Here is a 22,327-nt window from a genome sequence, read left to right as displayed (position 1 = left end):
GAACGAACGAAGCCGGATCCCGCGCTCCTCGCGCTCGGATCCGGCTTTCGTGTCTGGAGGGGTCGCCTTTCGGCGAGCCGCTTACTTCTTTTTCGGCGCGGGCGCGGGGGCCGCCGGCGGAGGCGCCGCGGGGGCCGCGGGCTTGCCCGGCTGCGTCGTGGCGCCCGGTTTGGCCGGGGCCGCGTCGCCGCCCTGGCCGCTGTTGTACATCTGGATCGCGCGATCCGTGATCTCGAGGTCGGCGCGCATGTAGGGGACGCTGGCCTTCTCCAGGATGATCTCGTAGCCGTCCTGGGCCGCGATCCGGCGCACGATGCCGATGATGCGCTGGTAGATCGGCGTCGTCATCTCCGTCTCTTTGCGCTGCATCTCGCGCTGATACTCCATCGCGATCGATTGGAGCTCGGCCGCCTGCTTCTGCAGCGCCTCGAAGCGCCGCTGGAGCTGCTCCTGCGGCACCTTCTTGTTCTGCGCGTCCTTCTCCAGCGATTCCTTCTCGGCCTGGAGCTTCTGCTGCTTGGCGTCGAGCTCGACCTGCCGGCTGTCGAAGAGCTTCTTCAGCGTCGCCTGGACACGCAAGCCCTCCTCGGTCTCGAGCATCGCTCGACGCACGTCGATCACGGCGATCTTCGATTGCGCCGCGGCCGTTTCCTCCGCCGCGAAGAACCCGCCCACGCCCGCGACGAGGGCGGCCGCGAGTACGGGGGCCCGCAACCCCGAGAGCCAAGACGAACGCCGAGGACTCACGAAACCAGTACGATCTGCACGCATCACCCCGGGGGACTAATCCCGAAGCCGGGTCGATGCAACGTTTTCTTGCGTGCTACCGAACGAACCTTCCGCGTTCGAGCGGAGAAGCGTGTCGCGTCCGGATCAGGTGCCTGCCTGAAAATACCGGCCCAGGCGGTGGTAGGCATACTGGACGATTCGATAGACCTCTTCGTTGCGGCGCACGAACGCCTCGCGATGATGAGGCATGTGGATCGTGCGGACGCGCTCCTCGAGCGCGGTGAACGCAGCGTCGAGGACGGCGTTCGCCTCGTCGTCTTCGCCGACCGAGAGCAGGGCTTCGATGAGCGTCACGCGGATGCCCTCTTCCCACTCCTCGACGGGCGCCGAGGCGAGGCGCGCGTTCGCGTCGCGAGCGGTCTCGACCGCGGCGTCGACGGCGCGCCGGGCGAGCTGGACGCGGGAGAGCGCGAAGAGCGCGAGAACCTGGAGCGCCGGCTGCGCGCGCGTCTCCTCGATCGCCCAGCGGGCCAGGCTCAGCGCGGTCGCGAGATCGCCCGGAGCGCCGCGCCAGACGAGGAAGATCGTCTCGTAGATGCGCGTGTTCACCCGCAGGCGCGCGGCGTTCGTCTCGTCGGCGATGCGCGCGGCCTGGCGCTGGTGGTCGATGCCGAGATCGAGGTTTCCGAGGCGCGCGTAGCTCATGCCGAGGTTGTGCAGCGCGAAGGCCTCGAGGATCCGCATGCGGCGGGCGCGGGCGTCGAAGAGGGCGCGCTCCAGCATCGACTGCGCCTCCTCGAACATGCCGAGGTGGTTCAGCGCAGAGCCGACGTTCAGGCGGCCGCGCGTGGCGAAGGCGATGTCGCTGATGCTCTCGGCGACCTCGATCAGCGACGCGCCCGTGGTGACGACCTCGGAGGGGGCGTTCATGTGCGCGATCGCGAAGAGCCGGGCGTCGAGGGCACGCACGAGCGCGTCGCTCGCTCCGGACGCACGGGCCGCCTCGACCGCGTCGTTCGCCACGCGCATCGCCTCGCCGGGCTGCAGGCGATCGACGAGGCCGCGGACGCGGACCGCGAGCAGGCTCGCGCGGATCGGCGGCGAGAGCGTGTTCGCGTAGGGCGGCGTGAGGGCCTTGGCGGCGCGATCGTCGCCCTCGGCGGCGCGGCCCGACTCGATGAGCGCGGCCGCGGCGAGTCGTTGCGCCTCGCCCCACATGTCCGAGCCAGCGCGGGCGAGCTGCGCTGCTTCTTCTGCTGCGGCGATGCCGTCGAGCAGCCGGCCCATGAAGATCGAGAACTGCGCCCGCGCCACGAGGAGCTGGACGCGCACGTCGCCGGCCGCGCCGCAGGCAAGGCCGCGGTTCGCGAGATCGAGCGCCGTTTCGAGCTGCGCGCCGTTCGTGTAGGCCTGCTTCGTGGCCCGCGCGTAGAGCCTCGCCGCGCGATCGTGCGCGCCGCCCGCGTCGGCGTGCCGGGCGATGAGACCCGCGTCCACGTCGCCCACGGATTCGAGCCAGTTGCCCGCGGCGAGGTGCAGCGCCGCGCGGTCCTCGTCGAGGATGGCCTCGTAGGCCGCGTCCCGCACGAGCGCCTGACGGAAGATCCACTCGTCCTCGCCGGCGATACGCGACTCCGGCTGGCGGGCCACGATCTCCGCCGCGTAGAGCTCGGACAGCTCGAGGCCCACGCTCCTGCCGACGAGCGCGGTCACGCCGCCGGTCCAGAACGACTGGCCGAACACCGAGGCCGCGCGCAGCACCTCGCGAACCTTGGAGGACATACGATCGAGCCGGAGCTGCACCACGGCCTGCACCGTGAGCGGCAGCTCGTTGCGGCCCTCGGCGGCACAGCGGACGAGCTCCTCCAGGAACAGCGCGTTTCCGTCGGCGCGTTTGACGAGGTTCGCCCGCGTGGCCGCGTCCATGCCCGGCAGCGCCGCGGAGACCAGGCGATCGGCGGCGAGCGGCGAAAGCGGCGCGAGCCAGACGCGCGTGATGTTGCGGCGCTCCCAGAGCGTGCGGAGCCGCGTGGCGAGCTCCGTGCGGCCGAACGCGAAGACCGCGAAACGGATGTCCGCGCAGCCGAGCAGCCAGTCGACCATTTCGAGCGTCGTGTCGTCGGCCCAGTGCACGTCTTCGAGCACGAGTACCTGCGGCGCGCGATCCGCTTCGGCGCGGAAGTACGCTTCGAGCGCCATGCGCAGGCGCGCCTGCATGAGCTCGGCGCTCGCGCGTGCGGCCCGGAGCGGCTCGTCGTCCTGATCCGGGAACGTCACGCCGACGAGCTCACCCAGAAAGCCCGCGACGAAGCGTTGTCCCGGCGGCAGGCGCGTGGCCACGTGCCTGCGCACCTTCAGCACCTGCTCGGCCGGCGCCTCGCCGTCCTGCAGGCCCATCACGGCGCGGAGCGCGCGGCCGAGCGCGGACAGGCTCGACGTCTGGCTGAGCGAGTCGCCGCGGCAGATCAAGAGCTCGGGGCGCACCGGCGCCACTGCGAGCCGCTGCACGAGCTCGCTCCGCACGCGGCTCTTGCCGATGCCCACGGCGCCGAGGACGAGCGCGCCACGCGGCGTCGCGTCCTCCAGAAGCTCGCCGTAAATGCCCTGCAGGAGCGCGATCTCCTTCTCGCGGCCCACGGTCGGCGTGGGACGGCCGAGGAGCTGGCGCGCGACGAACCCGCTCGTGTCCTCGCGCAGAAGTACGCCCCCGCGCGCGTCGGGCTGCAGGATGAACCGACCTTCGAGCCCGCTCGCGGCGTGCGAATCGACGCGGACCGTGCCGGGGCTCGCGAGCTCGATCTGCCCCACGGCGCGCTCGAGTGCCTGGCCGGCGAGGTTCGCGCGGCCGCGGATCGCCAGGCCAATCGCCACGGCGGCGCGCGCCGTCGGCAGCGCCTGCGTCACCACGAGCGCGGCGCGCGCGGCACGCATCACCTCGTCCCCGCGCGAGTGCTCCACGCCGAGCACGGCCACCATCTGCTGATCGAGCAGCGGTTCGAGCCGCGTGTCGTCCCCGAGCACGTCGCGCAGCTTTTGATGCACGTCGGCACCGAGGCGCCCGCCCGCGAGCTCGAAGAGTACGGAGGCGACCACGCGGCGCTCGGCCGATCCCGGGCGCGAGGCGGGCACGGGCGGCGCGCTGGCGTCGGTGATGGTGATCGGCTTCTGGCCGGGGACCGCGCGGACCGCCGAGGCGCTGCTGCGATCGGCCGCGGGCGGATCGTTGTTCAGCTGGCCCACGCGGGCGAGGGCGCGGGCGAGCTCGCCGCTGTTCTCGAAGCGATCCTCGCGATTTCGCGCGACCGAGCGCAGGATCACCTCGGCGAGCGCCTCGGGGATGTCGAAGCGGATGCTCTGCGGGTTCGGCGGATCTTCCAGCACGAGCCGTCCGAGCAGCGCGATCACGTGCTCCGTCTCGAAAACGTTACGTCCCGTCACGAGGCGGAACAGCACCGCGCCGAGCGAGTACACGTCGGCGCGCTCGTCGATCGGCTCGCCGCGGGCTTGCTCGGGGGCCATGAAATGCGGCGTGCCGATGATCGTCCCGCGCTCGGTCTGGTACTCGTCCGGCACGGGCGGTTTCACCACGCCGAAATCGATCAGCTTGATCGCCGTGCCCTTGCCGCGGACGAGGAAGATGTTCGAGAGCTTCAGATCGCGATGAACCACGTTTCGCGCGTGGATCGCGGCCATCGCGGCCGCCGATCGCCTCACGACCTCCACCGCGTCGCGCATGCCGAGCGGGGCGCGGCGCTGCCGCTGGCCGAGGTCCTCGCCGTCGAGCCATTCCATCGCGAAGAACAGCCGCCCGTCGTTCCAGGTCCCGTGCGTGACGTACTGGACGATGTTCGGGTGACGCAGGTCCGCGAGAATCGCGATCTCGCGCATGAACCGCACGCGCTCCTGCGGCGTCGCGCTGTCGCGCAGGATCTTCAGCGCGACCTCTTGTCCCGTGAGCTGGTCGGTCGCCTTGTAAATGTCCCCCATGCCGCCGCTGCCCGCGCGACCTTCGATGAGGAACCGGTCCGACGCCTGACTGAACTCCGGGACCACTGGGCGTACAGGCTACGCGAGGTCCAGTCCGCCTGGGTAGATTTCCGCACCCAAAAGGGGTGTGCGACGCCTCGTCGGGCAGAATTTTTCGTCCCGGGCTGCCCTTCGGACTTTCCACCAGGACTTCCACGTGTCATCGCGGCGCCTCCATGGCCGAGCCTCTCAAGAACTTCTTCGACGAACGCCTCGTGCGCCGCATCGCCGCCTCGATTCAGGCCGCCTGGCCTGATTTTCCAGCGCGTTCGTTCATCGCGGAGGCAAGGGCTGGGCTCGACGACAAGGAGCTCAAGGCGCGCGGCCACCACATCGCCGCGGCGCTCGGGCGCGCCTTGCCGGACGACTTCGAACGCGCCGTGGACATCCTCCTGCGCTCGCTCGCCACGCCCGCGTCCCGCGACGAGGGCGCGATGTCGAGCTTCTTCTACCTCCCGCACCTGACCTTCGTGGCGGAGCGAGGGCTCGATCACTTCGAGGCCTCGATGCGGGCCCAGCACGCGCTCACCCAGGTGTTCACGGCCGAGTTCTCCATCCGGCCCTTCCTCCTCCGCGACCCTGTGCGCACGCTCGCGCGGCTCCGGACCTGGGCGACCGACCCGAGCACCCACGTGCGCCGCCTCGTCTCCGAGGGCACGCGCCCGCGTTTGCCCTGGGCCGAGCGCTTGCCTGCGTTCATCGAGGATCCCACGCCCGTCCTCGAGCTGCTCGAGCTCCTGAAGGACGATCCCGAGGCGTACGTTCGCAACAGCGTGGCGAACAACCTCAACGACATCGCCAAGGATCATCCGGATCGGGTTGTCGCCTTGTGCCGCCGCTGGATGGAGGGCGCGGGGCCGGGCCGCACGTGGATCGTCCAGCACGCGCTCCGCTGGCTCGTCAAGCGCGGTCATCCTGGCGCGCTCGCGCTCTTCGGCGCCTCGGCCGCGCCCGAGATCGTGCTCGAATGCGCGAGCGTCACGCCGCCGAAGGTCTCGCTCGGCGAGGAGGCGCGATTCTCCTGCGAGCTCGTCTCGCGCGCGCGGAGCGCGCAAAAGCTCGTCGTCGACGCGGTGATTCATTATCCCGGCGCGACCGGAAAATCCCGCCCCAAGGTCTTCAAGCTGCGCAAGATCGAGCTCTTGCCGTCGGGGCGGGAACGGATCGAGGGCCGGGTGAAACTCGTCGATTTGACGACGCGCCGCCATTACCCGGGCGAGCACCGGATCGAGCTCCGGATCAACGGCGTGGATTTTTCGCTCGGGCAGTTTTTGGCTATTGCATCGCGCGGTGGAGAAACGTCGCCATCTGCGCGCGCGAAACCGGAAGATCGGGGCAATAAAGCTGCTTCGCCGCGTCGCAGCCGGACGTGACCCCGGCGGCGGCGAGCGCGTTGATTGAGCTTTCGAACGGAGAGGTCTCGTCGTCCGTGAAGGCGTCCACCGACGAGGCGGGGAGCTTGAACGCCATCGTCAGGAACGCGGCCATCTGCCCGCGTGTGATCGCGTCGTTCGGGCAGAACCGCGGCCCGTCGTCGCTGCAACCCGACGTGATGCCGGCGGCGGCGACGGCGTTGATCGAGGCCTCGAAGGGCGACCCGTCGTCGTCCGTGAACGCGTCGGGCCCGGCGGGCAATTGCAGCGCCCGCGCCAGGAAATCGGCCATCTGCCCGCGGGTCACGTTCGCCTCCGGGCAAAAGAGCTTTTTCGTCGCATCACACCCGCTCGTGAGACCCGTTTCGGCGAGCCATTCGATGTCCGGCCGATGCACCGATCCGCACACGTCCACGAACACCGCGTCGCAGGCCGGCCCTGGCCCGTCGTACCCGAGCGTCTTCGCGTACCCGCCCCACACCTTCCAGAACAGATAATTCCCGAATGGCGGCGCATTGCCACCCGAGGCCTTGTCGCCGACCCACGGCGTGTACGTGTACAGCACCGCGGCGGCCTTTCCTTTCGGCGTGATCGTGTATCCGTCGAGCGTCTTCTTCCCCACGCCCACCTTCCACCCGGCGATCGTCGTGCCTCCGGCCGCGAGATCATCCAGGTAGCTCCGCGTGAGCTTCCCCGCGCAATCGAGCTGCTTGTCGAACCCCGCGTACGTCGCGCTGCACGGCGCGTTGTCGGGGCAGCCGCAGCCGAACGCCTTGTCGAGTCGGCTCTTCGGACACGTCGCCGAGGTATTGCCGATGAGGGACGACTCCTTTTGCAGGTGCGTCAGGACGAACAGTGGGTTCAGTCCGTATTTTTTGCTCGTTTCGGCGATCACGGTCCCTGCGGTTTTCCCGCCGAACGTCATGCGCGACAGGCACGATCCCGCGCTGTGCAGGTGCGGGTAGGGTTTCTTCAGGAACGCGTCCACCTCCGCGGCCGTGAACGCCTCCGCGTCGAGCATCTCCGCGTCGGGGATGATCCCGTGGCGATCGAAATCACCAATCGCGAAATCCTCCATCATCGGGTTCTCTTCGAGGGCGGTCTCCTCTTCCGTCTCGGCGACGCATCCAGCGCCGAACAAGAGCATGATGGGAGTCACGACGGAGGCAAAACCAAGAAACTTACCAGGCATGCCCGCCGCGATAGCAATGGCTGGGCCAGCGTGTCGTGTCGCGATGCGGCTCGAAATTCGATACGTCCAAGGAGCGAAGCGGTGGATCAAAATGGATCCAGATGGGGCGACGATCCACCCGCGCGGCGAGGTTGCGCGCAGCACGGACACGTCCATGTTTGCAAGCCCGCATCAGACGAGATTGTGACGGACGTCCCTGTAGCAGTTTCGCAGCGAGGGTGGTATCTTCGCCTGGATGTCGTTCATCCTCAAGTCCACGCCACCTCCGGCTCCGCCGAGCAGCGGCCGTGCTTCGGTGGCTCCTCCTCCGGGAGGCCTGGCGGCGCCGCGCGACACGGGCCGTCTCGCCTCGCTTTCGGGAGGCCTGTCGGCGCCGCGTGACACGGGCCGCCTCGCCTCGCTTTCGGGAGGTCAGGGCGTACTCGAGGGGGGGGTGCTCGACGTGTCGCGCTGGCCGCTCGTCGTCCTGGTCAATCACCCACGCGCGAACGAGGCACAAACCGAGCAGTTCGTGAAGAACCTCGGCCTCGTCCTCCGCAGCCGGGCCGGGAAGTTCGCGCTCTTGCACGATTATCGCGGGACGAAGGAGCTCTCGCCCAAGCAACGCAAGACGATGGCGGACCACCTCGCCCAGAACCTCGACGTCTATCGGCGCTGTGCCTGCTGCGCCTTCGTCGTCGACGCGGCCTTCCCCAAAGGCGCGCTCACGGCGATCTTCTGGATGACGACGCCGCCCTATCCCTACCGCATGTTCCCCGACGTCGAGTCCGCCGAGCGCTGGGCGCTGGGCAGCCTCGGCTGACGAACCCGGGGCCCTCGCAAAACGAAGGCGGACATACGGCAGGGCTGCTTTCCCGTTGTCCTCGCGCCGAGGTCATGCGAGCGTCCCGGGCATGGGTCTGCCCTCGCACTGGTGGAAGGATCAAAAACCTTTCCTCGACGCGCTCTTCGCAGAGACCGCAGGGGATTCGGGGCAGCCTGGCAAAACCGGCTGGGTGTGGCTGAGCGAGCAGCAGAGCCGCGAGGCGTCCGCGCGGATCCAGAGCACGGAGGAGAGCGAGGAGGCGCCGCTCGGCGCGTGGATTCCTGCAGAAGCGCACGAGGCGTGCTTCGAGATGCTCAAAGGCGTCGTCCCGCTGGCGACGCGCGGCGAGCTGCGCGGGGATCGCTGGATGCGAAAGATCCACAATCCCACGTTGTTCGGCGATCCCGCGCGGCCCGAGCAGCTCTGGATCGCGCTGCACGAGACCGCGCCGCCGCCGCTCTGGATTCCCGCGGGCACGACGGCCGACTCGCTTGCCGCGGCGTTCGCGCCGTACGTGTGGCCCGAGACGCAGGATCCATTGCCCTCCGTGGTCGGTTTGCCCCGGAGCGTCCGGATCTTCCTCGGCACCGAGACCGAAATGGGCGCTGATTTCGACACCATCGTGCGCTTCTTCCAGGGCCTGCCCATGACCGACAGCCTGCCCTGGGGGACACGGTTTGTCGCGGATCCGTGGCCCGATCACCCCACGGGGATCGCGCTCGTCGGAGCCGGATATCGAATGCCCGAGAACATGGAGCAAGCCGACGGCGCCGTGACGAGCATCACGATGCGGTCGCGCCGCCTCGGCGCGGCGATCTCGATCTCCACGCAGCAAAAGTTTTGCGTGCTCGAGGTCCGTTATGCCCCCATCGCGCATGACAGCATCCTGCCGCTGCTCACGCAGATCCTGCCGGGTTTGCCCAAGGGTTTGCCCTCGGATATGCCCGCCGACGCGCTCGCGGTCGTGGCACGTTTTCGTGGGTATCAGGCGGACGAGCTCCTCGGATTTGTCCGAAACCCGGAGGAGGAGCCGTCGCTCGGCTATTACGGAATGGCGTGCCTCGCGACGATGGGCGACGACGGCGCTGCCGTGCGGACGCTGCTCGCCGAGCTCGGCGGCCGCGGCGATCCGCGGCAGCGGGACCTCGGCTACCAGCTCGCTTCCATTGCGCGGTACAAGCGATTCCTCCACGAGGCGCTGCTTCGCGAGACGGACGCGGACAAACGCGAGGCCTTGAAGAACGCCCTCCGCCCTTGACCCTTCGAGGAAACCATGAGCGAACAGGTCGTGTATTTTCTGCGCGAGGACGTCTCGCTTCCCTCGATTTTCGAGGGCGTGGCCCGTGAGGGTTTTCAGGTCGTAAGGCGCGCGCCGCGCCGGGCTGACGCGTCGCCGTTCTGGACCATCGACATGGGCGAGGGGCGGTACATGCTGCTCGTCGACTCCGGGCTCCTCGGCGTCCGGTTCATCGATTGGAAGAGCGGAAAGCCGATGCCCGCGTGGCTCGAATCCTCGGTCGTACGTCGCACCGCCGACGAGCTCGCGGCGCGGGCCCGGGAGGCAAAGACGCCCGAGGAAAAGATCGCCACGCTTTGCGAGGCCGTCGCGGCGTTCGCGCCGAATCTGCCCGACGGCATTCGCGCCGCCCTCGCGGCGAGGCTACGTGATTCCGAGGAGGCCGTCCGCTGGATGGCGCACAAGTCGGTCGTGACGCTGTCGGACGCGTCGCTGGAGCAGACGCTCGGCGAGATGCTCGCGGGCGGGCCCGTGCCCGAGGACATGGAGGCATGGGCGCGGGAGCTCCACGAGCTCGCGGTGAGGGCCGTGCGCGGCGATTACACCGACGATCTCGAGACGGACAATGAAGATTACCTGCGCGACGCGCTCCGGCGGGATCTGACGGAGAAAAAGTGGCGCCGCGTGGAGGTCGCTGCGGCGCGGCTCCTGTGGAAGGAGCTGCCGCTTTACGAGCTCGAAGCCGCGGCCGCGTGGGCGAAGGCGATGGCGGCGACGGGGCGCGTCTGGAAGGCGTATTTCGCGGCGCTGCTCGTCTCGGAGATCGAGCGCTCGCGAGGGGAGGAGGGACTCGCGGCCGTCGTACGCGCCGAGATCGAGCCGACGCTGGCCACGCGCGAGGATCTGCCGACCCGGGAGGACCTGCACCCGATCCTCTGGATCGTGCGGGACCGATTGAACGACGATTACACGGCGGCCTGCGATCGCGCGCTCGACGCGATGGATGCGCACGTGAAAAACCTCGAGGTCGAGCGGCTCCTTTTCCGAGCGATCTCGCTGCGCAACGGGCCCGAAGGACGGCCCCTCGCGAAGAAGCTCCGGGACCTCTTGCCCGGCGCGATCACGCCGCTCGCGCTCCTCTCGTATCTCCATGGATTCGACGACGTCGACGACGAGGCGCTCGCGGACGCCGAGGCGCTCGCGGCGGCCATGGCCCAGCGCGAGCTCGCGGCCAAAGGAAAGGCCGATCCGCCTTCGCCGGAGAACGCCTCGTTCGACGCGTGGGCCGAGGGGATTCTCGCGTACCAGGCGCGAAAGCCGAAGGATCTCATCCGCGGGCACATCCGGATCCTGCAGAAGCGCGGCGACAACGAGGGCGCGCTTCACGCCGCCGAGCGCGCAATCGCCGCGGAGGATTCGGCCCTCGCGTGGATGGACAAGGGCTTCATCCTCACGTCGATGAAGCGCCACGCGGACGCGATCGCGGCGTACACCGAGGCGATCGCGCGCGTCGACAAGGACGGCAAGGTGCTTCTCGGCGGCAGCTACGACGTCCTCTGGTTCAACCGGGCCTGCGAGCGCGCGATCACCGGCGATCACGAGAACGCGCTCAGAGATCTCGCCACCGCCGTCGCAAAAGACAAGGAATGGATCGAGAAGGCGCGGGCCGACGATTATTTCGATTCGGTCCGTGACGATGCGCGCTTCGAGGGGATCCTCACGGGGACGTACGAGCTGCCGCCGGAGAGCTCGCCGTTCGATTGGAAGACGCTCGCCGACCGCGCCAAGGGGCTCTCGTTCGTGGGGCGGTACGAGGAGGCGATCGCGGCCGGGCGTGAGGCCTTGCGCAAGGCCGAGAAGGCGCTCCCGCCCGAGGATCCGGGCATTGCGACATGCCTCGAAAACCTCGGGTTTGCCGCGACCTGGGGCGGCGATGCAAAGGAGGGCGCGACGGCGCTCCGCCGCGCGGTCGCCATGCGCGAGCGAATCGACGCCGAATCGCGTGAGGCCGGGGAGGCCTATCACCACCTCGGAAGCGCCCTCGGGATGACGGGGGACGGCGCGGGGGCCGAGCTTTATTATGGAAAGGCGCTCGCGCTCCGCGAGAAACACGACGGCGTCGAGAGCGCGATGGCGGCGAAGAGCTGGGGCGACATGGCCGGCCTCTCGCTCGGCGCGGGCCGGAGGGACGAGGGAATCGAGCGGCTCGAGAGGGCGCGATCCATCCTCGAAAAGGTGATCGCGGGTTTCCTGGCCGAGGGACGCGCGGCGGACGACGATACGCTGGTCGAGGCCCGCGCGGATCTGCTCACGGTGTACGGGAACCTGCTCCTCACGCACGCGCGGGGTGGCGAGCACGAGCCCGCGATCGAAGCGGCACGGGGCGCGGTCGCCGAGGCCGTTCATCTGGGCACGCGTATCAACCCGAATCTCCGCAACTCCATCGCGCAAACCCTGCAATCGCTCGCGGAACAAGGGGTGGCAGGGGCGCTCGATACCCTCGCAGCCCTGGCCGACGCGGTCCTGCCCAAGGAGCCGACGGAGGTCCTCGAATCGCGGGCCCGCTGGTCGCGCATTCGTGCCGGGCTGCAAGCGCTGCGTGAGGCCGGCTTCGGCGACGACTTCATCCTGGCGCGCCTCAAGGACGCGTTGCGGGGCGAGCCGCCTCCGCCCGCGGTTGCGCGCGTCGCGGGTGCGACCGAAGCGCTCTCGGGGTTCGTCCAGGAAATCGCCACGACCCAGGGCACCAACATCGTGGTCACGCTCATGGCGCTGCAAACGGCCGAGGCCGGCGGGCGCACGCTCGACGAGACGCTGCACGACCTGCAAGAGCTCGCTCTCGCCTCCGTCGCCGCTTCCGTCGAGAACAAAGGGCCGCAGAACGAGCAGGGTAAGCCCTCGAAGGCGAAGAGCGACGAGCCACCGCCCTGGGAGCGCGATCCGTTCGGCAATCCGTACCTTGACAGCGAGATGAATCGGCGTCTCGGTTACGGCGACGAGGACGACGATTCCGAGGACGACGATTCCGGCGAGGGCGAAGAGGACGAGAGCGACGAGGACGGGTACGGCGACGAAGACGGGTACGACGACGAGGACGAGGGGGACGACGAGGACGATTGAATGAGCGAGGGCCCGGGGAACGACGTACTTGCAACACGCCGGCCGTACCTGGCCACGGCTTTCGTGTTGATCATGGGCAGCCGCATCGTCGGGGCTGCCCTGTCGCCGGTCCTGTTCGCGCATGCGCCGCTCGCGCTCCTCGCGCTCTCCCCGGTGCCCGCCCACCTCGTGCTCGTCGCGGGGGTTTCCTCGCCGATCGCGTACTGGGCCGTCGCATGGCCCATTTGCGCCGGGCAATGCTTGCTCGCGTACCTGTTCGGCCGCTCCGAGGGAACGCGCGCCCTGCGCTGGCTCGTCGCGCGGGGCGTCGCCTCCGAAGGGCGCGTCGAGCGTCTCATGAAGCCGGTGCGGATGAGCGCGCCCCTGCTCGTGCTCGCCATTCCGGGCCCCATCGCGAGCACCCTCGCGGGCGCGTTCGCCGCCCCGGCGCGCCTGCTCGTGCCCGCGATCGTCGTGTCGCAGACCCTCTGGGTCGGCTTCTGCCGCTTCTTCGGCGAGGCGCTCCTCCACTGGATCGCGGCGCTCCGGGAGCAGGTCGTCGAGCACGCCTTGCCCTTGACGATCGTCACCGTGGCCATCGCGGCGTGGGTCCATTTCCGCAAGAAATGGGCGAAGCGCGCCGAGCGATCGTGACTTTGGCTTGACGAGGGGGCCCTCTTCGCCCGACGCTGCTTCCCGAGCGAGCGAGCGATGGGACGAACCATTCGAGGACAAAAGGGTTTTTCCTACACGTACGTCAAGGACGAGCAGCCCGTGAACCTGCTCTACCTCGCGGCCGTCTCCGGCGCGGGGATGTCGCTCGTCGTGCCCGAGATGGTGGGGCTCGTCTCCGGGGACGAGACTCCCGTCGCGTGGAGCTGTCTCGCGCTCGGGCGCGCGCTCGTCGAGCGCGGGAAGGCGAGCCGGCAAGGCGAGCTCGGCGCGCTCCTGCGCAAGCTCGACGGCGACTTCCTCCGCGTCGACGATCCGCACCACGTCCCGCTCGAATTCGTGCAGGATGCGATGGCGGAGAACGTGGTCGCGATCGTGGAGCGCATCGACGCCGAGGCCGAGCGCCCGCTCGTCGAGCTCACGCTCGCGGGAAAGTCCGGCTACCGTCTGCCGCGGGCCGACTGGCCCAAGATGCTGGTGTTCGTCAACGAGTCGCTGCCGCGCACGAAGCGGCTCGACCTCGGCATGTTGCGGGAGGCGACGGGCAAGGGGCCGGGGGCGCTCGGGCCGCAATGGTCGTCGCTGCGCGGCAAGATCGAGTATCTCCCGTTCATGGGCCTCTCGGTCCTTTGCCACGCGGTGGAGCACGATCTCGAGGGCCTGCTCGTGTGCGAGGACGAGCCCGAGGTGTACGCCGAAGGGTTCTGGGATCTGGCGCTCGCCTGGCACGATTGGCTCGGGGACGCGGCCGAAACATCCGATCCGAACGCCCTCTTCGCGCGCGCGCTCGTCTCCCATTTCGCAGGCCGCAAGATCGATGCGCGCCGCCTGTTCCTTTCCTGCGCCGACGCAGGGGACAGGCGTGCGGCGAGGTATCTCGCGATGGTTCGCTGATCCGGCGCGCGGGGGAATCGCTCCGCTCGCCCGGCCGCGCATCCATACCGTCCCGCGCGGCATCGGACTCCGTGCGAGCCCGTGATCTCCCTTCACCTCCACCCATACGCCGCGCGAATGCGAGCGTTCCTGCTCGTCCTCGTCATCGTCCTCCTCGGGCCTGCCTGCTCGCGCGAGCGAAAGGGCCCTTCCGAACCGCCGAGAGCGCCTGTTCGCGTGGCCTTTTCGGAGGTGGCGACCGTGCCCATCGAGCTCTCCGCCATTGGCACGGTCGAGCCTTCGGCGAGCGTCGCGCTGCGGCCGCGGGTGACCGGGCTCGTCACGGCCGTGAAATTCCAGGAGGGCGCGGATGTGGCCGAGGGGGACGTGCTCTTCCTCCTCGATAAGCGGCCCTTCGAGGTCGCCTTGCGCGAGGCCGAGTCGAACCTGGAGCGCAGCCGCACGCAGGCGGCGAACGCGGCTGCGGAGGCCGAGCGATACGAGGAGCTCGCGAGGGCGGGCGTGGCGACCCGGCAGGACGCCGAGCAGAGGCGCGCCGAGGCGCGAGCCGCGGCCGCGGAGGTCGATGCATTTCGCGCGGCCACGGTCACGCGGCGGCTCGACCTCGAATACACGACGATTCGCGCGCCGATCACCGGGCGAACGGGCTCTATCCTCATGCGGGAGGGCAATCTCGTCCGGGCCAACGAGACGGTGCTCGTGGAGATCGTCCGGCTCGCGCCTGCGTTCGTCTCGTTCGCTATTCCCGAGGCGAGCGTGCCGACCTTGCAGCAAGCGATGGCGAGTTCGTCCGGGCCGCTCCCCGTCTCCGCGGCGGCGGCGCCGTCGGGTGACGCGGGGGCCCCGAGCAATGGCGAGCACGGGACGCTCTCGTTCATCGACAGCACCATCGATCGCGCGACCGGGACCTTGCGCCTGCGGGCGACGTTCGAGAACACGTCGCGAACCCTCTGGCCGGGGCAATTCGTGCAGGCGACCGTGCGCCTCGGTGTGCAGGAGGGCGCGGTGGTCATCCCGTCGGAGGCATTGCAAACCGGGCCTTCGGGCACGTTCGTCTTCGTGGTCGGCGCGGACGAGACCGCAGAGATGCGTCCCGTGCAGGCGCGCGAACGTGTCGCCGGCGGGCGGATCATCGTGCAATCGGGGCTCTCCGGCGGCGAGCGCGTGGTCACGGATGGGCAATTGCGCATTCGGCCGGGCGCGAAGGTCACCATCGTGGGCGAAGGCCCAGGAATCCGCGCGGGCGCGGCGACGCCGGGGCAGGAGGCGCGATGAACGTCTCCCGGCCTTTCGTCACGCGGCCCGTGATGACCACGCTCTCCATGCTGGCCATCGTGATCTTCGGCATCGCGGGCTTTCGCGCGCTCCCCGTGAGTGATCTGCCGAATGTCGATTTTCCGACCATTCAAGTGAGCGCGTCGCTCCCGGGCGCGAGCCCGGAAACGATGGCCGCAGCGGTGGCGACCCCGCTCGAGCGGCAGTTCTCGACCATCGCGGGCATCGACTCGATGACCTCGACGTCGGGCCTCGGCAACACGCAGATCGTGCTCCAGTTCGATCTCTCGCGCGACATCGACGCGGCGGCGCTCGACGTGCAATCGATGATCTCCCGGGCGGCGCGGGATCTGCCGCCGAACATGCCCGCGCCGCCGAGCTTTCAGAAGGTGAACCCGGCCGAGCAGCCCATCATGTACCTCGCGCTGCACGCCGATACGCTGCCCATGTCGGAGGTCTCCGAATATGCCGAGACCACGATCGCGCAGCGCGTCTCGATGATCCGCGGCGTCGCGCAGGTCCTCGTCTTCGGCTCGCAGAAATATGCCGTGCGCATTCGCCTCGATCCGCAGGCGCTCGCCTCGCGCGAGATCGGCATCGACGAGGTCGCCACGGCCGTCGCCCGCGAGAACGTGAATTTGCCGACGGGCGTGCTCGAAGGACCCGCGCGCACGTACGTCGTGCAGGCGAGCGGCGAGCTTTATCGGGCGAGCGCGTTCCGGCCGATCATCGTGGCGTATCGCGACGGTGCGCCCATCCGGCTGGAGGAGCTCGGCACGGTGCTCGACAGCGTGGAGAACGATCGCGTCGAGAGCCATTACGATGGCAAGCGGGCGATCGTCCTCGCGATCCAGCGGCAGCCGGGGACGAACACGGTCGCCGTGGTCGACGCCGTGCGGGCGCTCATGCCCCAGCTCCGCGCCGAGATTCCCGCTTCGGTCGAGGTCGCGACGCTCTACGATCGGTCGATCTCGATCCGCGAATCGGTGGCCGACGTGGAGCACACGCTCCTCGTCACGATCGGCCTCGTCGTGCTGGTGATCGGCGTCTTCCTGCGGGATCTACGCTCCACGATCGTCGCGAGCGTGGCGTTGCCCGTCTCGCTCATCGGCACGTTCGCGGGGATGTGGGCGCTCGACTATAGCCTCGACAACCTCTCGCTGCTCGCGCTCACGCTCTGCGTGGGGTTCGTCGTGGACGACGCGATCGTCGTCCTGGAGAACATTTTTCGACACCTCGAAATGGGAAAACCTCCGCTGAAAGCCGCGCTCGACGGCGCGGGGGAGATCGGCTTCACGGTCGTATCGATGACGACCTCGCTCGTCGCGGTATTCGTCCCGGTGCTCTTCCTCGGCGGGATCGTGGGGCGGCTGCTCCGCGAGTTCGCCGTGACCATGAGTATCGCGATCCTCGTCTCGGGCGTGGTCTCGCTCTTCCTCACGCCCATGCTGGCGAGCCGGTTCTTGCGGCCGAAAAAGGTGGACGAAAACGAGAAAAAAGACGCGGCGCACGACGCGCCGTCCGGGCGGATGGATCGCGCATATTCGCGTAGCCTCGGCTGGGTGCTCCGGCACCGCTTCGCCACGCTGATGGCCTCGTTCGTGCTTTTCGGGGGGACGATCGTGCTCGCCGTCATCGTGCCAAAGGGCCTCTTTCCGAGCGAGGACACGGGGCAGATCTTCGCCCTGACGCGCGCCGCGCAGGGCACATCGTTCGAGGCGATGAGCCGGTATCAAGCGGCCGCGGCGGACATCGTGCGCGCGCACCCGGGCGTGGCGTCGGTGATGTCGAGCCACGGCGCCGGCGGGCCGAGCGGAGCGGGCAACACGGGCCGGTTCTTCATTCGATTGAAGGATCGAGACGAGCGCGACGGCAAGAAGCCCGAGCAGATCATCGCCGAGCTCCGGCCCGAGCTCGCGAGGATCCCGGGGCTCGAAGTGTACCTGCAGAACCCGCCTCCCATTCGCCTCGGCGGTCAGCTCTCCCGCGCCCTTTATCAATTCACGCTCACGGGCGCGGACGTGGACGAGCTCTACGACGCGGCGACGGAGCTCGAGCAGGCAATTCGCGGGATCCCGGGGCTCATCGACGTGACGAGTGATCTCGAACGGAGGACACCTGAGGCCACGCTCGTCATCGATCGGGACCGCGCGGCGACGCTCGGCGTGTCGGCGCAGAGCATCGAGGAGGCGCTGTTCTCGGCGTACGCGGGGAGGCAGGTCTCGACGATTTACGCGCCAACGAACCAGTATCGGGTGATCCTGGAGCTCGATCGGCGCTTCACGCAGGATCCGAGCGCGCTCGGGCTCTTGTACGTGCGGGCGGCGAGCGGCGAGCTCGTGCCGCTCTCGGCGGTCTCGCGGACGGAGGAGGGCGCGGGGCCGCTCAGCGTCAATCACCTCAGGCAATTGCCCTCCGTGACGATCTCCTTCAACCTGGCCTCGGGCGCGCCGCTCGGGGAGGCGGTCGCTCACGTGTCGGCGCTCGCGCGGGAGCGATTGCCCGACACCATCGGGACGCAGTTTCTCGGCAGCGCCGAGGTGTTCCGGGAATCGGTCAAAAACCTCGGGTTTCTGCTCGTGCTCGCGATCCTGGTGATTTATGTGGTGCTCGGCATCCTCTACGAGAGCTTCGTCCACCCGATCACGATTCTCTCGGGTTTGCCCTCGGCGGGGTTCGGCGCGCTGCTCGCGCTGCTCGTCCTCGGGCAGGAGCTCAACGTGTATTCGTTCGTCGGGATCCTCCTGCTCGTGGGGATCGTCAAGAAAAACGCCATCATGATGATCGATTTCGCGCTGGAGGCGGAGCGGCGGGAGGGAAAGCCGGCGGCGGAGGCGATCGTGCTCGGGGCGCGGATTCGTTTCCGGCCGATCATGATGACCACGATGGCGGCGCTCGCGGGCAGCTTGCCGATCGCGCTCGGGTTCGGCGCGGGCGCCGAGTCGCGGCGGCCGCTCGGCATTGCGGTCGTCGGCGGTCTCGTGGTGTCGCAGCTCCTCACGCTCTACATCACGCCGGTGATCTACACGTATCTCGACGCGGCCGAGAAGCGGGCGCGCGAGGCGCTCGCGCGGCGACGGGCGCGGCGGTTCGCGTGATGGATCCATGGTAACGGGCGCAGATTCGCCCCGCTCGTCTGATCCTCACGGAAACGACAGCCCGAGCACGTAGGTCTCCCAGCGCTTCTTGAAGGCCGCCATGTCCTCCTCGCCGAGCACGCGGCGGAGCGTGTCGTAGCCCGTGGGGTCCTTTTCGCGGTTCGCGTGAAACGCGTGGTAATAACGGACGAGCAGTCCCTTTTCCTGGAGGTAATGAAGCAGGTAACGCGAGGCGGCGTAATGGACGCCGTAATCGCCCTCGTAAAACGCGCTGTCGTTCATCGCGGTGAGCGCGCGGATCGAGGGGACGCGGTTCTCGGCGATCGCAGATTGCAGGCCGCGCAGGCGCCAGTTCGTGTAGCCGTAGATCCGGCCGTCCACCTCGCCGCTCTGCTCGTAGAGCGAGCCGAGGCCCTCATTGAACCAGGGCGGGCAGTCGGGGAAGTTCGCCTCGATGAACGGGTGCACGATCTCGTGTACGAGCGTGCCGCCGCCCGTCGCGATGTTCATGACGAGCGCGCCGTGCTTCGAGGTGTAATACCCGTACGGCGTGGTCGGCTTCTCGCCAAAGAGCGTGATGGCATTGCGCTCGTAGCTCGGCGCGTCCTTGAAGAGCCACACGACGAGGATGCGCGACGGGTCCTTGGCGAAATAGTCTTTCTTGAGCTTCTCGGTCGCCCAGCGGACGGTGCCCTCGGCGCCCCTGCGCACCTGGGGCGCGGCGCCGTCGCCGACGACGACGAACGGGGGCTCGACGAAGACGGTGAACGTGCCGCGCAAGCGCGAGGTCTTTTGCTTGACCTCCATCACCTTTTGCGCGTAATCGGCCGGGGAAAAACCAGGTTTGCGCGGCGTCGCCTTGGCGAGCTCGAGATCACGCGGGGCGAGGCGCAGCCGGATCGCGGTCCACGCGTCCTTGTTGTATTTGAGCGGCCAGAGCGAGAGGAAACGCGACCGCGACATGCGACGATACGCGCCCGCGTCCTCGGCGGGCTCGTGGTAGATGATTTCGTCCCGCGAAGAGTCATAACCGACGACGAGTCGGAAATGCTCCGTGGTCGTGGGGGTCTCGTCGTAATGCATGCAGACAATCGAGGGGATGCCCTTCTGGAGATCGGCATGGAGCGCGGCGAGCTCGGCCCCGAGCGCTTCGTCGGCCTTCGCGGCGTCGATGCGGATCCACACAGGTCCAGGATCAAAGCCGACGGCCTCGACGGCCTGTTTGAGCTCGGCGGTATAGGCGCCGCGGCCGAGCGCCGGATCGAGGCCAGTCCGCGCGAAGATTTCATCCTGGTCGAGCGGGCGGCCGAGCCGCGCGAGCGCCATGGAGACGCAAGCCTCGCCGCAGAAATCAGGCTTTTGCCGGACGTGCGGTATGCCTTCAAGCAGGACGGTCTCGAGGTTCTGGCGAGCGAGCCCGAGCGGGGCAGGGGCGGCGACTTGTTCGGGCGGCGGGGGCGCGGAGCTGCGGCTGCAGGAGACGACGAGGAGCGAGGCGAGGACGGTGAGCAGGCGAGCAGGCGGCATCGAGGGACTCCGAGCATGCTTGGACGCGCAAAGTTCCCCAAGAGTTGGATCCTTCCTGGGGCCGCTTCGCCGGGGCGCTGCCCCGGGCCCCGCGGGGGCTGTTCGCCCCTCGACCCGAACCAGGGCAAGCCCTGGACTCGGGATGGAAGAACTGCGCGCTGCGCAGTTCTTCCACGGGCCGGTGGCAAGACCAGGGGCCGTGTTGCCGATTGAAAGGTCAGCGCTGCTGGCTTGGCTGGCAGGGGTGTCGCCAGTCTTGCCTCGGCCTGTTCGATGAACTGCGCATCGCGCAGTTCATCGACCCTGGGTCCAGCGCTTGCGCAGGCCCCGGGTGCAGGGGCGGATAGCCCCTGCTCGGGTCCGGGGTGAAACCCCGGCGTTTTTTATTGACAGGAAGTCGGTGTACTGGGTCCCCGGAGATGGTGCAAACGATGACACATCCGGCTCGCCTCTCTCCATGGCTTGGCGTTTTCCTTTTCGCAGTCACATCCTGCGCCCAGCCCATGACGCCGGCGGACCGGTCGACGGAGCCGTGCACGAAGGGCGGTCTTGTCCGGATCACGCCGATGCCCTCGCTCAGCCAGGATCCGGCGCCCTTCCGGCTGGAGGCGCGAACGCCACGCGACATGCACGCGTGTGATGCGCCGAAGCCGATCGTGTACCGCTTCGAGCGGGAATCGTCGGACACGACGGTCCCGCTGCGCGCGGTGAGCATGGGACAGAAACAGGTCTTCGCCGTTGGCGACCGCGGTGTGGCACTTCGGCGTGATTCCGGGAAGGGCTGGTTGCGCGAGGCGACGGGCACCACCAAGGACCTCTACGCAATCGTGGGCGCACCGACGCAGCCGATGGGCGAGATTGACTTGCATGTCGCGGTCGGCGCGCACGGCACCGCGATCGCACGCATGGCCGATGGAACCTGGCGCATCGAGGAGACGGGCACGGACAAGGATCTCCTGGGCCTGTATCACGACCGGGCGCTCACGCTGGCGTTCGGCGCTGGCGGGGTGATCCTGCAGCGCGTCGGGAATGGCACATGGCGGCCGGTGCCTTCGAACAGCACGGCAGATCTCCACGCGTTCAATCCCTGCCATCCTCATCGGTTGTGCGTGCTCGGCTCCGGAGGCGCGATCGTCGAATGCGACCAGCCCCAAGGGGAGGTTTCCTGCACCCCGAGGCCGTCCTACGCCGGCGGGGATCTGCCTGCGGACTTCATCGATGTCATTCACAGGGACCCCAACGTGGTGATCAGCCGCGATATATCGACGGATGGGGCGAACCCGCTGTCCGTCTGGAAGACGTGGCTCCGCGACGGCAGCTCCGCGCCGCCTGCCGATGCCATGGAAGCCGCCTGGGAAAACAACGAATCCGGCGACAACCTCTTGGTCGGTCGCGGCGGCGCGGTATGGCGCAGCTCGATGGAGAAGGGCAAACGGACCGTCGAGCGGCTCGTGGTGCCATTCCGCGTCGATTTTCACGGCGTCGTGTTCGAAGGGGCTGACGGCTTCCTGGTGGGCGATGACGGGACCATCGTGCACCTCGCCGTGGATGGGCTCGCGGCGACGCTCTACGAGAACGTGGGGCGGTGAGTCGAGTCGCCGGGTTCGAGGGCGAGCGCGGGCAGGGCGCGTTCAGCGAGGGAATGTGCTCGAAACCGCGGCTCCTGGGACCCCTTCCGTGACGCCGTTCAGCTTGGAGGACGGGTCGCTGCCGTACGGGCGGGTGAAGGCCTCCATGCCGTGACCCGAGGGATCGAAGAAGTACACGCCCCGCCCGCCGTCGTTGCGGTTGATCCGCCCCGGCTCCCGGCCGTGCGGATCTGCCCAGATGGGAATCTGGCGCTGCACGAGGCGGGCGAGGATCTGGTCGAACTCCTCCTCGGAGACGAGGAAGGCGTAGTGCTGTATCGCGATGTCGATGTCGACGGTCAGGAAATCCAGCGTGACGCCATTGGCGGTGGCGACGGGCAGGAAGGGCCCGAACGGCGGGCTCACCGAAAGGCCGAGGATCTCGGCCAGGAAATGAGCGGATTTCTCCCGGTCGCGCGAGAGAACGATGGTGTGGTTGAATTGGATGGCCACGGTTTTTGTCCCCCAGTTCCGATGCATCGTGCCTCATGAGGGGCACGTTGACAAATCGCACCATGGGGGCGCCGCGCCGGGGCGCCGCCCCGGACCCCGGCAGGGGCTATCCGCCCCTGCACCCGGACCAGGCACGGCCTGGACCGAGGGTGGAAGAACTGCGCGATGCGCAGTTCTTCCAACGGGCCGGTGGCAAGACCAGGGACAGCGTTGCCAGTCATGGCGGTCTTGGTTGGCAGCGCCGTTCGTGGTCTTGCCTCGACCTGTTCGATGAACTGCGCATCGCGCAGTTCATCGACCCCGGGTCCAGCGCTTGCGC

The 22,327-nt window shown here is 68.5% G+C and carries 14 protein-coding genes; 9 read left to right on the top strand and 5 right to left on the bottom strand.

Annotated elements, in window-relative coordinates:
* Window positions 1-81: 81 nt before the first annotated feature.
* Together KEG57_RS46380 and KEG57_RS46375 are read right to left on the bottom strand one after the other, a co-directional pair.
* The gene (locus KEG57_RS46380; protein ID WP_272423642.1) at window positions 82-747 is read right to left on the bottom strand and encodes an OmpH/Skp family outer membrane protein; all 666 of its coding nucleotides are present in this window, start codon (window positions 745-747) and stop codon (window positions 82-84) included.
* A 126-nt stretch (window positions 748-873) separates the two neighbouring features.
* A complete protein-coding gene (locus tag KEG57_RS46375; protein WP_272423641.1) occupies window positions 874-4,782 on the bottom strand; it encodes a serine/threonine-protein kinase in 3,909 nt (1,302 codons plus the stop codon).
* Window positions 4,783-4,931: 149 nt separating this feature from the next.
* Between KEG57_RS46375 and KEG57_RS46370 the strand changes: the two genes are divergently transcribed.
* Window positions 4,932-6,128, top strand: a complete 1,197-nt coding sequence (locus KEG57_RS46370; RefSeq protein ID WP_272459700.1) for a DNA alkylation repair protein — start codon at window positions 4,932-4,934, stop codon at window positions 6,126-6,128.
* Here KEG57_RS46370 and KEG57_RS46365 read toward each other — a convergent pair.
* A complete protein-coding gene (locus KEG57_RS46365) occupies window positions 6,031-7,320 on the bottom strand; it encodes an S-layer homology domain-containing protein (protein ID WP_272423639.1) in 1,290 nt (429 codons plus the stop codon). The two genes, KEG57_RS46370 and KEG57_RS46365, sit on opposite strands and share 98 nt — an antisense overlap.
* A 235-nt stretch (window positions 7,321-7,555) precedes the next feature.
* Between KEG57_RS46365 and KEG57_RS46360 the strand changes: the two genes are divergently transcribed.
* The 7 genes from KEG57_RS46360 to KEG57_RS46330 all read left to right on the top strand — a co-directional run bounded on the left by KEG57_RS46360 (window position 7,556) and on the right by KEG57_RS46330 (window position 18,400).
* Window positions 7,556-8,122 (top strand): hypothetical protein, encoded by a 567-nt coding sequence (locus tag KEG57_RS46360; RefSeq protein WP_272423638.1) that lies wholly within the window; start codon window positions 7,556-7,558, stop codon window positions 8,120-8,122.
* A gap of 91 nt (window positions 8,123-8,213) precedes the next feature.
* Window positions 8,214-9,383, top strand: coding sequence for a hypothetical protein (locus KEG57_RS46355; RefSeq protein ID WP_272423637.1), 1,170 nt, complete (start codon window positions 8,214-8,216; stop codon window positions 9,381-9,383).
* A gap of 15 nt (window positions 9,384-9,398) precedes the next feature.
* Window positions 9,399-12,482 carry a tetratricopeptide repeat protein gene (locus KEG57_RS46350; RefSeq protein WP_272423636.1) on the top strand — a complete coding sequence of 1,028 codons (3,084 nt, stop codon included), beginning with the start codon at window positions 9,399-9,401 and terminating at the stop codon, window positions 12,480-12,482.
* Window positions 12,483-13,115 (top strand): hypothetical protein, encoded by a 633-nt coding sequence (locus KEG57_RS46345; RefSeq protein ID WP_272423635.1) that lies wholly within the window; start codon window positions 12,483-12,485, stop codon window positions 13,113-13,115.
* A gap of 57 nt (window positions 13,116-13,172) precedes the next feature.
* On the top strand, window positions 13,173-14,027 hold the full coding sequence (locus tag KEG57_RS46340; protein WP_272423634.1) for a hypothetical protein: 855 nt from the start codon (window positions 13,173-13,175) through the stop codon (window positions 14,025-14,027).
* A gap of 117 nt (window positions 14,028-14,144) precedes the next feature.
* Window positions 14,145-15,302, top strand: coding sequence for an efflux RND transporter periplasmic adaptor subunit (locus tag KEG57_RS46335; protein ID WP_272423633.1), 1,158 nt, complete (start codon window positions 14,145-14,147; stop codon window positions 15,300-15,302).
* Window positions 15,299-18,400 (top strand): efflux RND transporter permease subunit, encoded by a 3,102-nt coding sequence (locus tag KEG57_RS46330; RefSeq protein ID WP_272423632.1) that lies wholly within the window; start codon window positions 15,299-15,301, stop codon window positions 18,398-18,400. Before KEG57_RS46335 ends, KEG57_RS46330 begins: the two co-directional genes overlap by 4 nt.
* 45 nt (window positions 18,401-18,445) lie before the next feature.
* Here the strand turns inward: KEG57_RS46330 and KEG57_RS46325 are convergent, their stop codons facing one another.
* Window positions 18,446-19,927, bottom strand: a complete 1,482-nt coding sequence (locus tag KEG57_RS46325) for a C39 family peptidase (RefSeq protein ID WP_272423631.1) — start codon at window positions 19,925-19,927, stop codon at window positions 18,446-18,448.
* A gap of 365 nt (window positions 19,928-20,292) precedes the next feature.
* On the opposite strand from KEG57_RS46325, the gene KEG57_RS46320 reads away from it, so the two are divergent.
* A complete protein-coding gene (locus tag KEG57_RS46320; protein ID WP_272459699.1) occupies window positions 20,293-21,516 on the top strand; it encodes a WD40/YVTN/BNR-like repeat-containing protein in 1,224 nt (407 codons plus the stop codon).
* Between the two features lie 42 nt (window positions 21,517-21,558).
* Here the strand turns inward: KEG57_RS46320 and KEG57_RS46315 are convergent, their stop codons facing one another.
* Window positions 21,559-22,008, bottom strand: coding sequence for a VOC family protein (locus tag KEG57_RS46315; RefSeq protein ID WP_272459698.1), 450 nt, complete (start codon window positions 22,006-22,008; stop codon window positions 21,559-21,561).
* Between the last annotated feature and the right edge of the window lie 319 nt (window positions 22,009-22,327).

Source organism: Polyangium jinanense (assembly GCF_028435365.1).
The sequence above is the reverse complement of the archived record's forward strand: the minus strand, read 5'-3'. Positions and strand labels throughout refer to the sequence as shown.

Bases quoted from the DNA above. Each gene is read 5' to 3' on its own strand.
- KEG57_RS46370 (WP_272459700.1), top strand. From the start codon at position 4,932: ATGGCCGAGCCTCTCAAGAACTTCTTCGACGAACGCCTCGTGCGCCGC.
- KEG57_RS46325 (WP_272423631.1), bottom strand. From the start codon at position 19,927: ATGCCGCCTGCTCGCCTGCTCACCGTCCTCGCCTCGCTCCTCGTCGTC.
- KEG57_RS46350 (WP_272423636.1), top strand. From the start codon at position 9,399: ATGAGCGAACAGGTCGTGTATTTTCTGCGCGAGGACGTCTCGCTTCCC.
- KEG57_RS46345 (WP_272423635.1), top strand. From the start codon at position 12,483: ATGAGCGAGGGCCCGGGGAACGACGTACTTGCAACACGCCGGCCGTAC.
- KEG57_RS46360 (WP_272423638.1), top strand. From the start codon at position 7,556: ATGTCGTTCATCCTCAAGTCCACGCCACCTCCGGCTCCGCCGAGCAGC.
- KEG57_RS46330 (WP_272423632.1), top strand. From the start codon at position 15,299: ATGAACGTCTCCCGGCCTTTCGTCACGCGGCCCGTGATGACCACGCTC.
- KEG57_RS46355 (WP_272423637.1), top strand. From the start codon at position 8,214: ATGGGTCTGCCCTCGCACTGGTGGAAGGATCAAAAACCTTTCCTCGAC.
- KEG57_RS46365 (WP_272423639.1), bottom strand. From the start codon at position 7,320: ATGCCTGGTAAGTTTCTTGGTTTTGCCTCCGTCGTGACTCCCATCATG.
- KEG57_RS46340 (WP_272423634.1), top strand. From the start codon at position 13,173: ATGGGACGAACCATTCGAGGACAAAAGGGTTTTTCCTACACGTACGTC.
- KEG57_RS46335 (WP_272423633.1), top strand. From the start codon at position 14,145: ATGCGAGCGTTCCTGCTCGTCCTCGTCATCGTCCTCCTCGGGCCTGCC.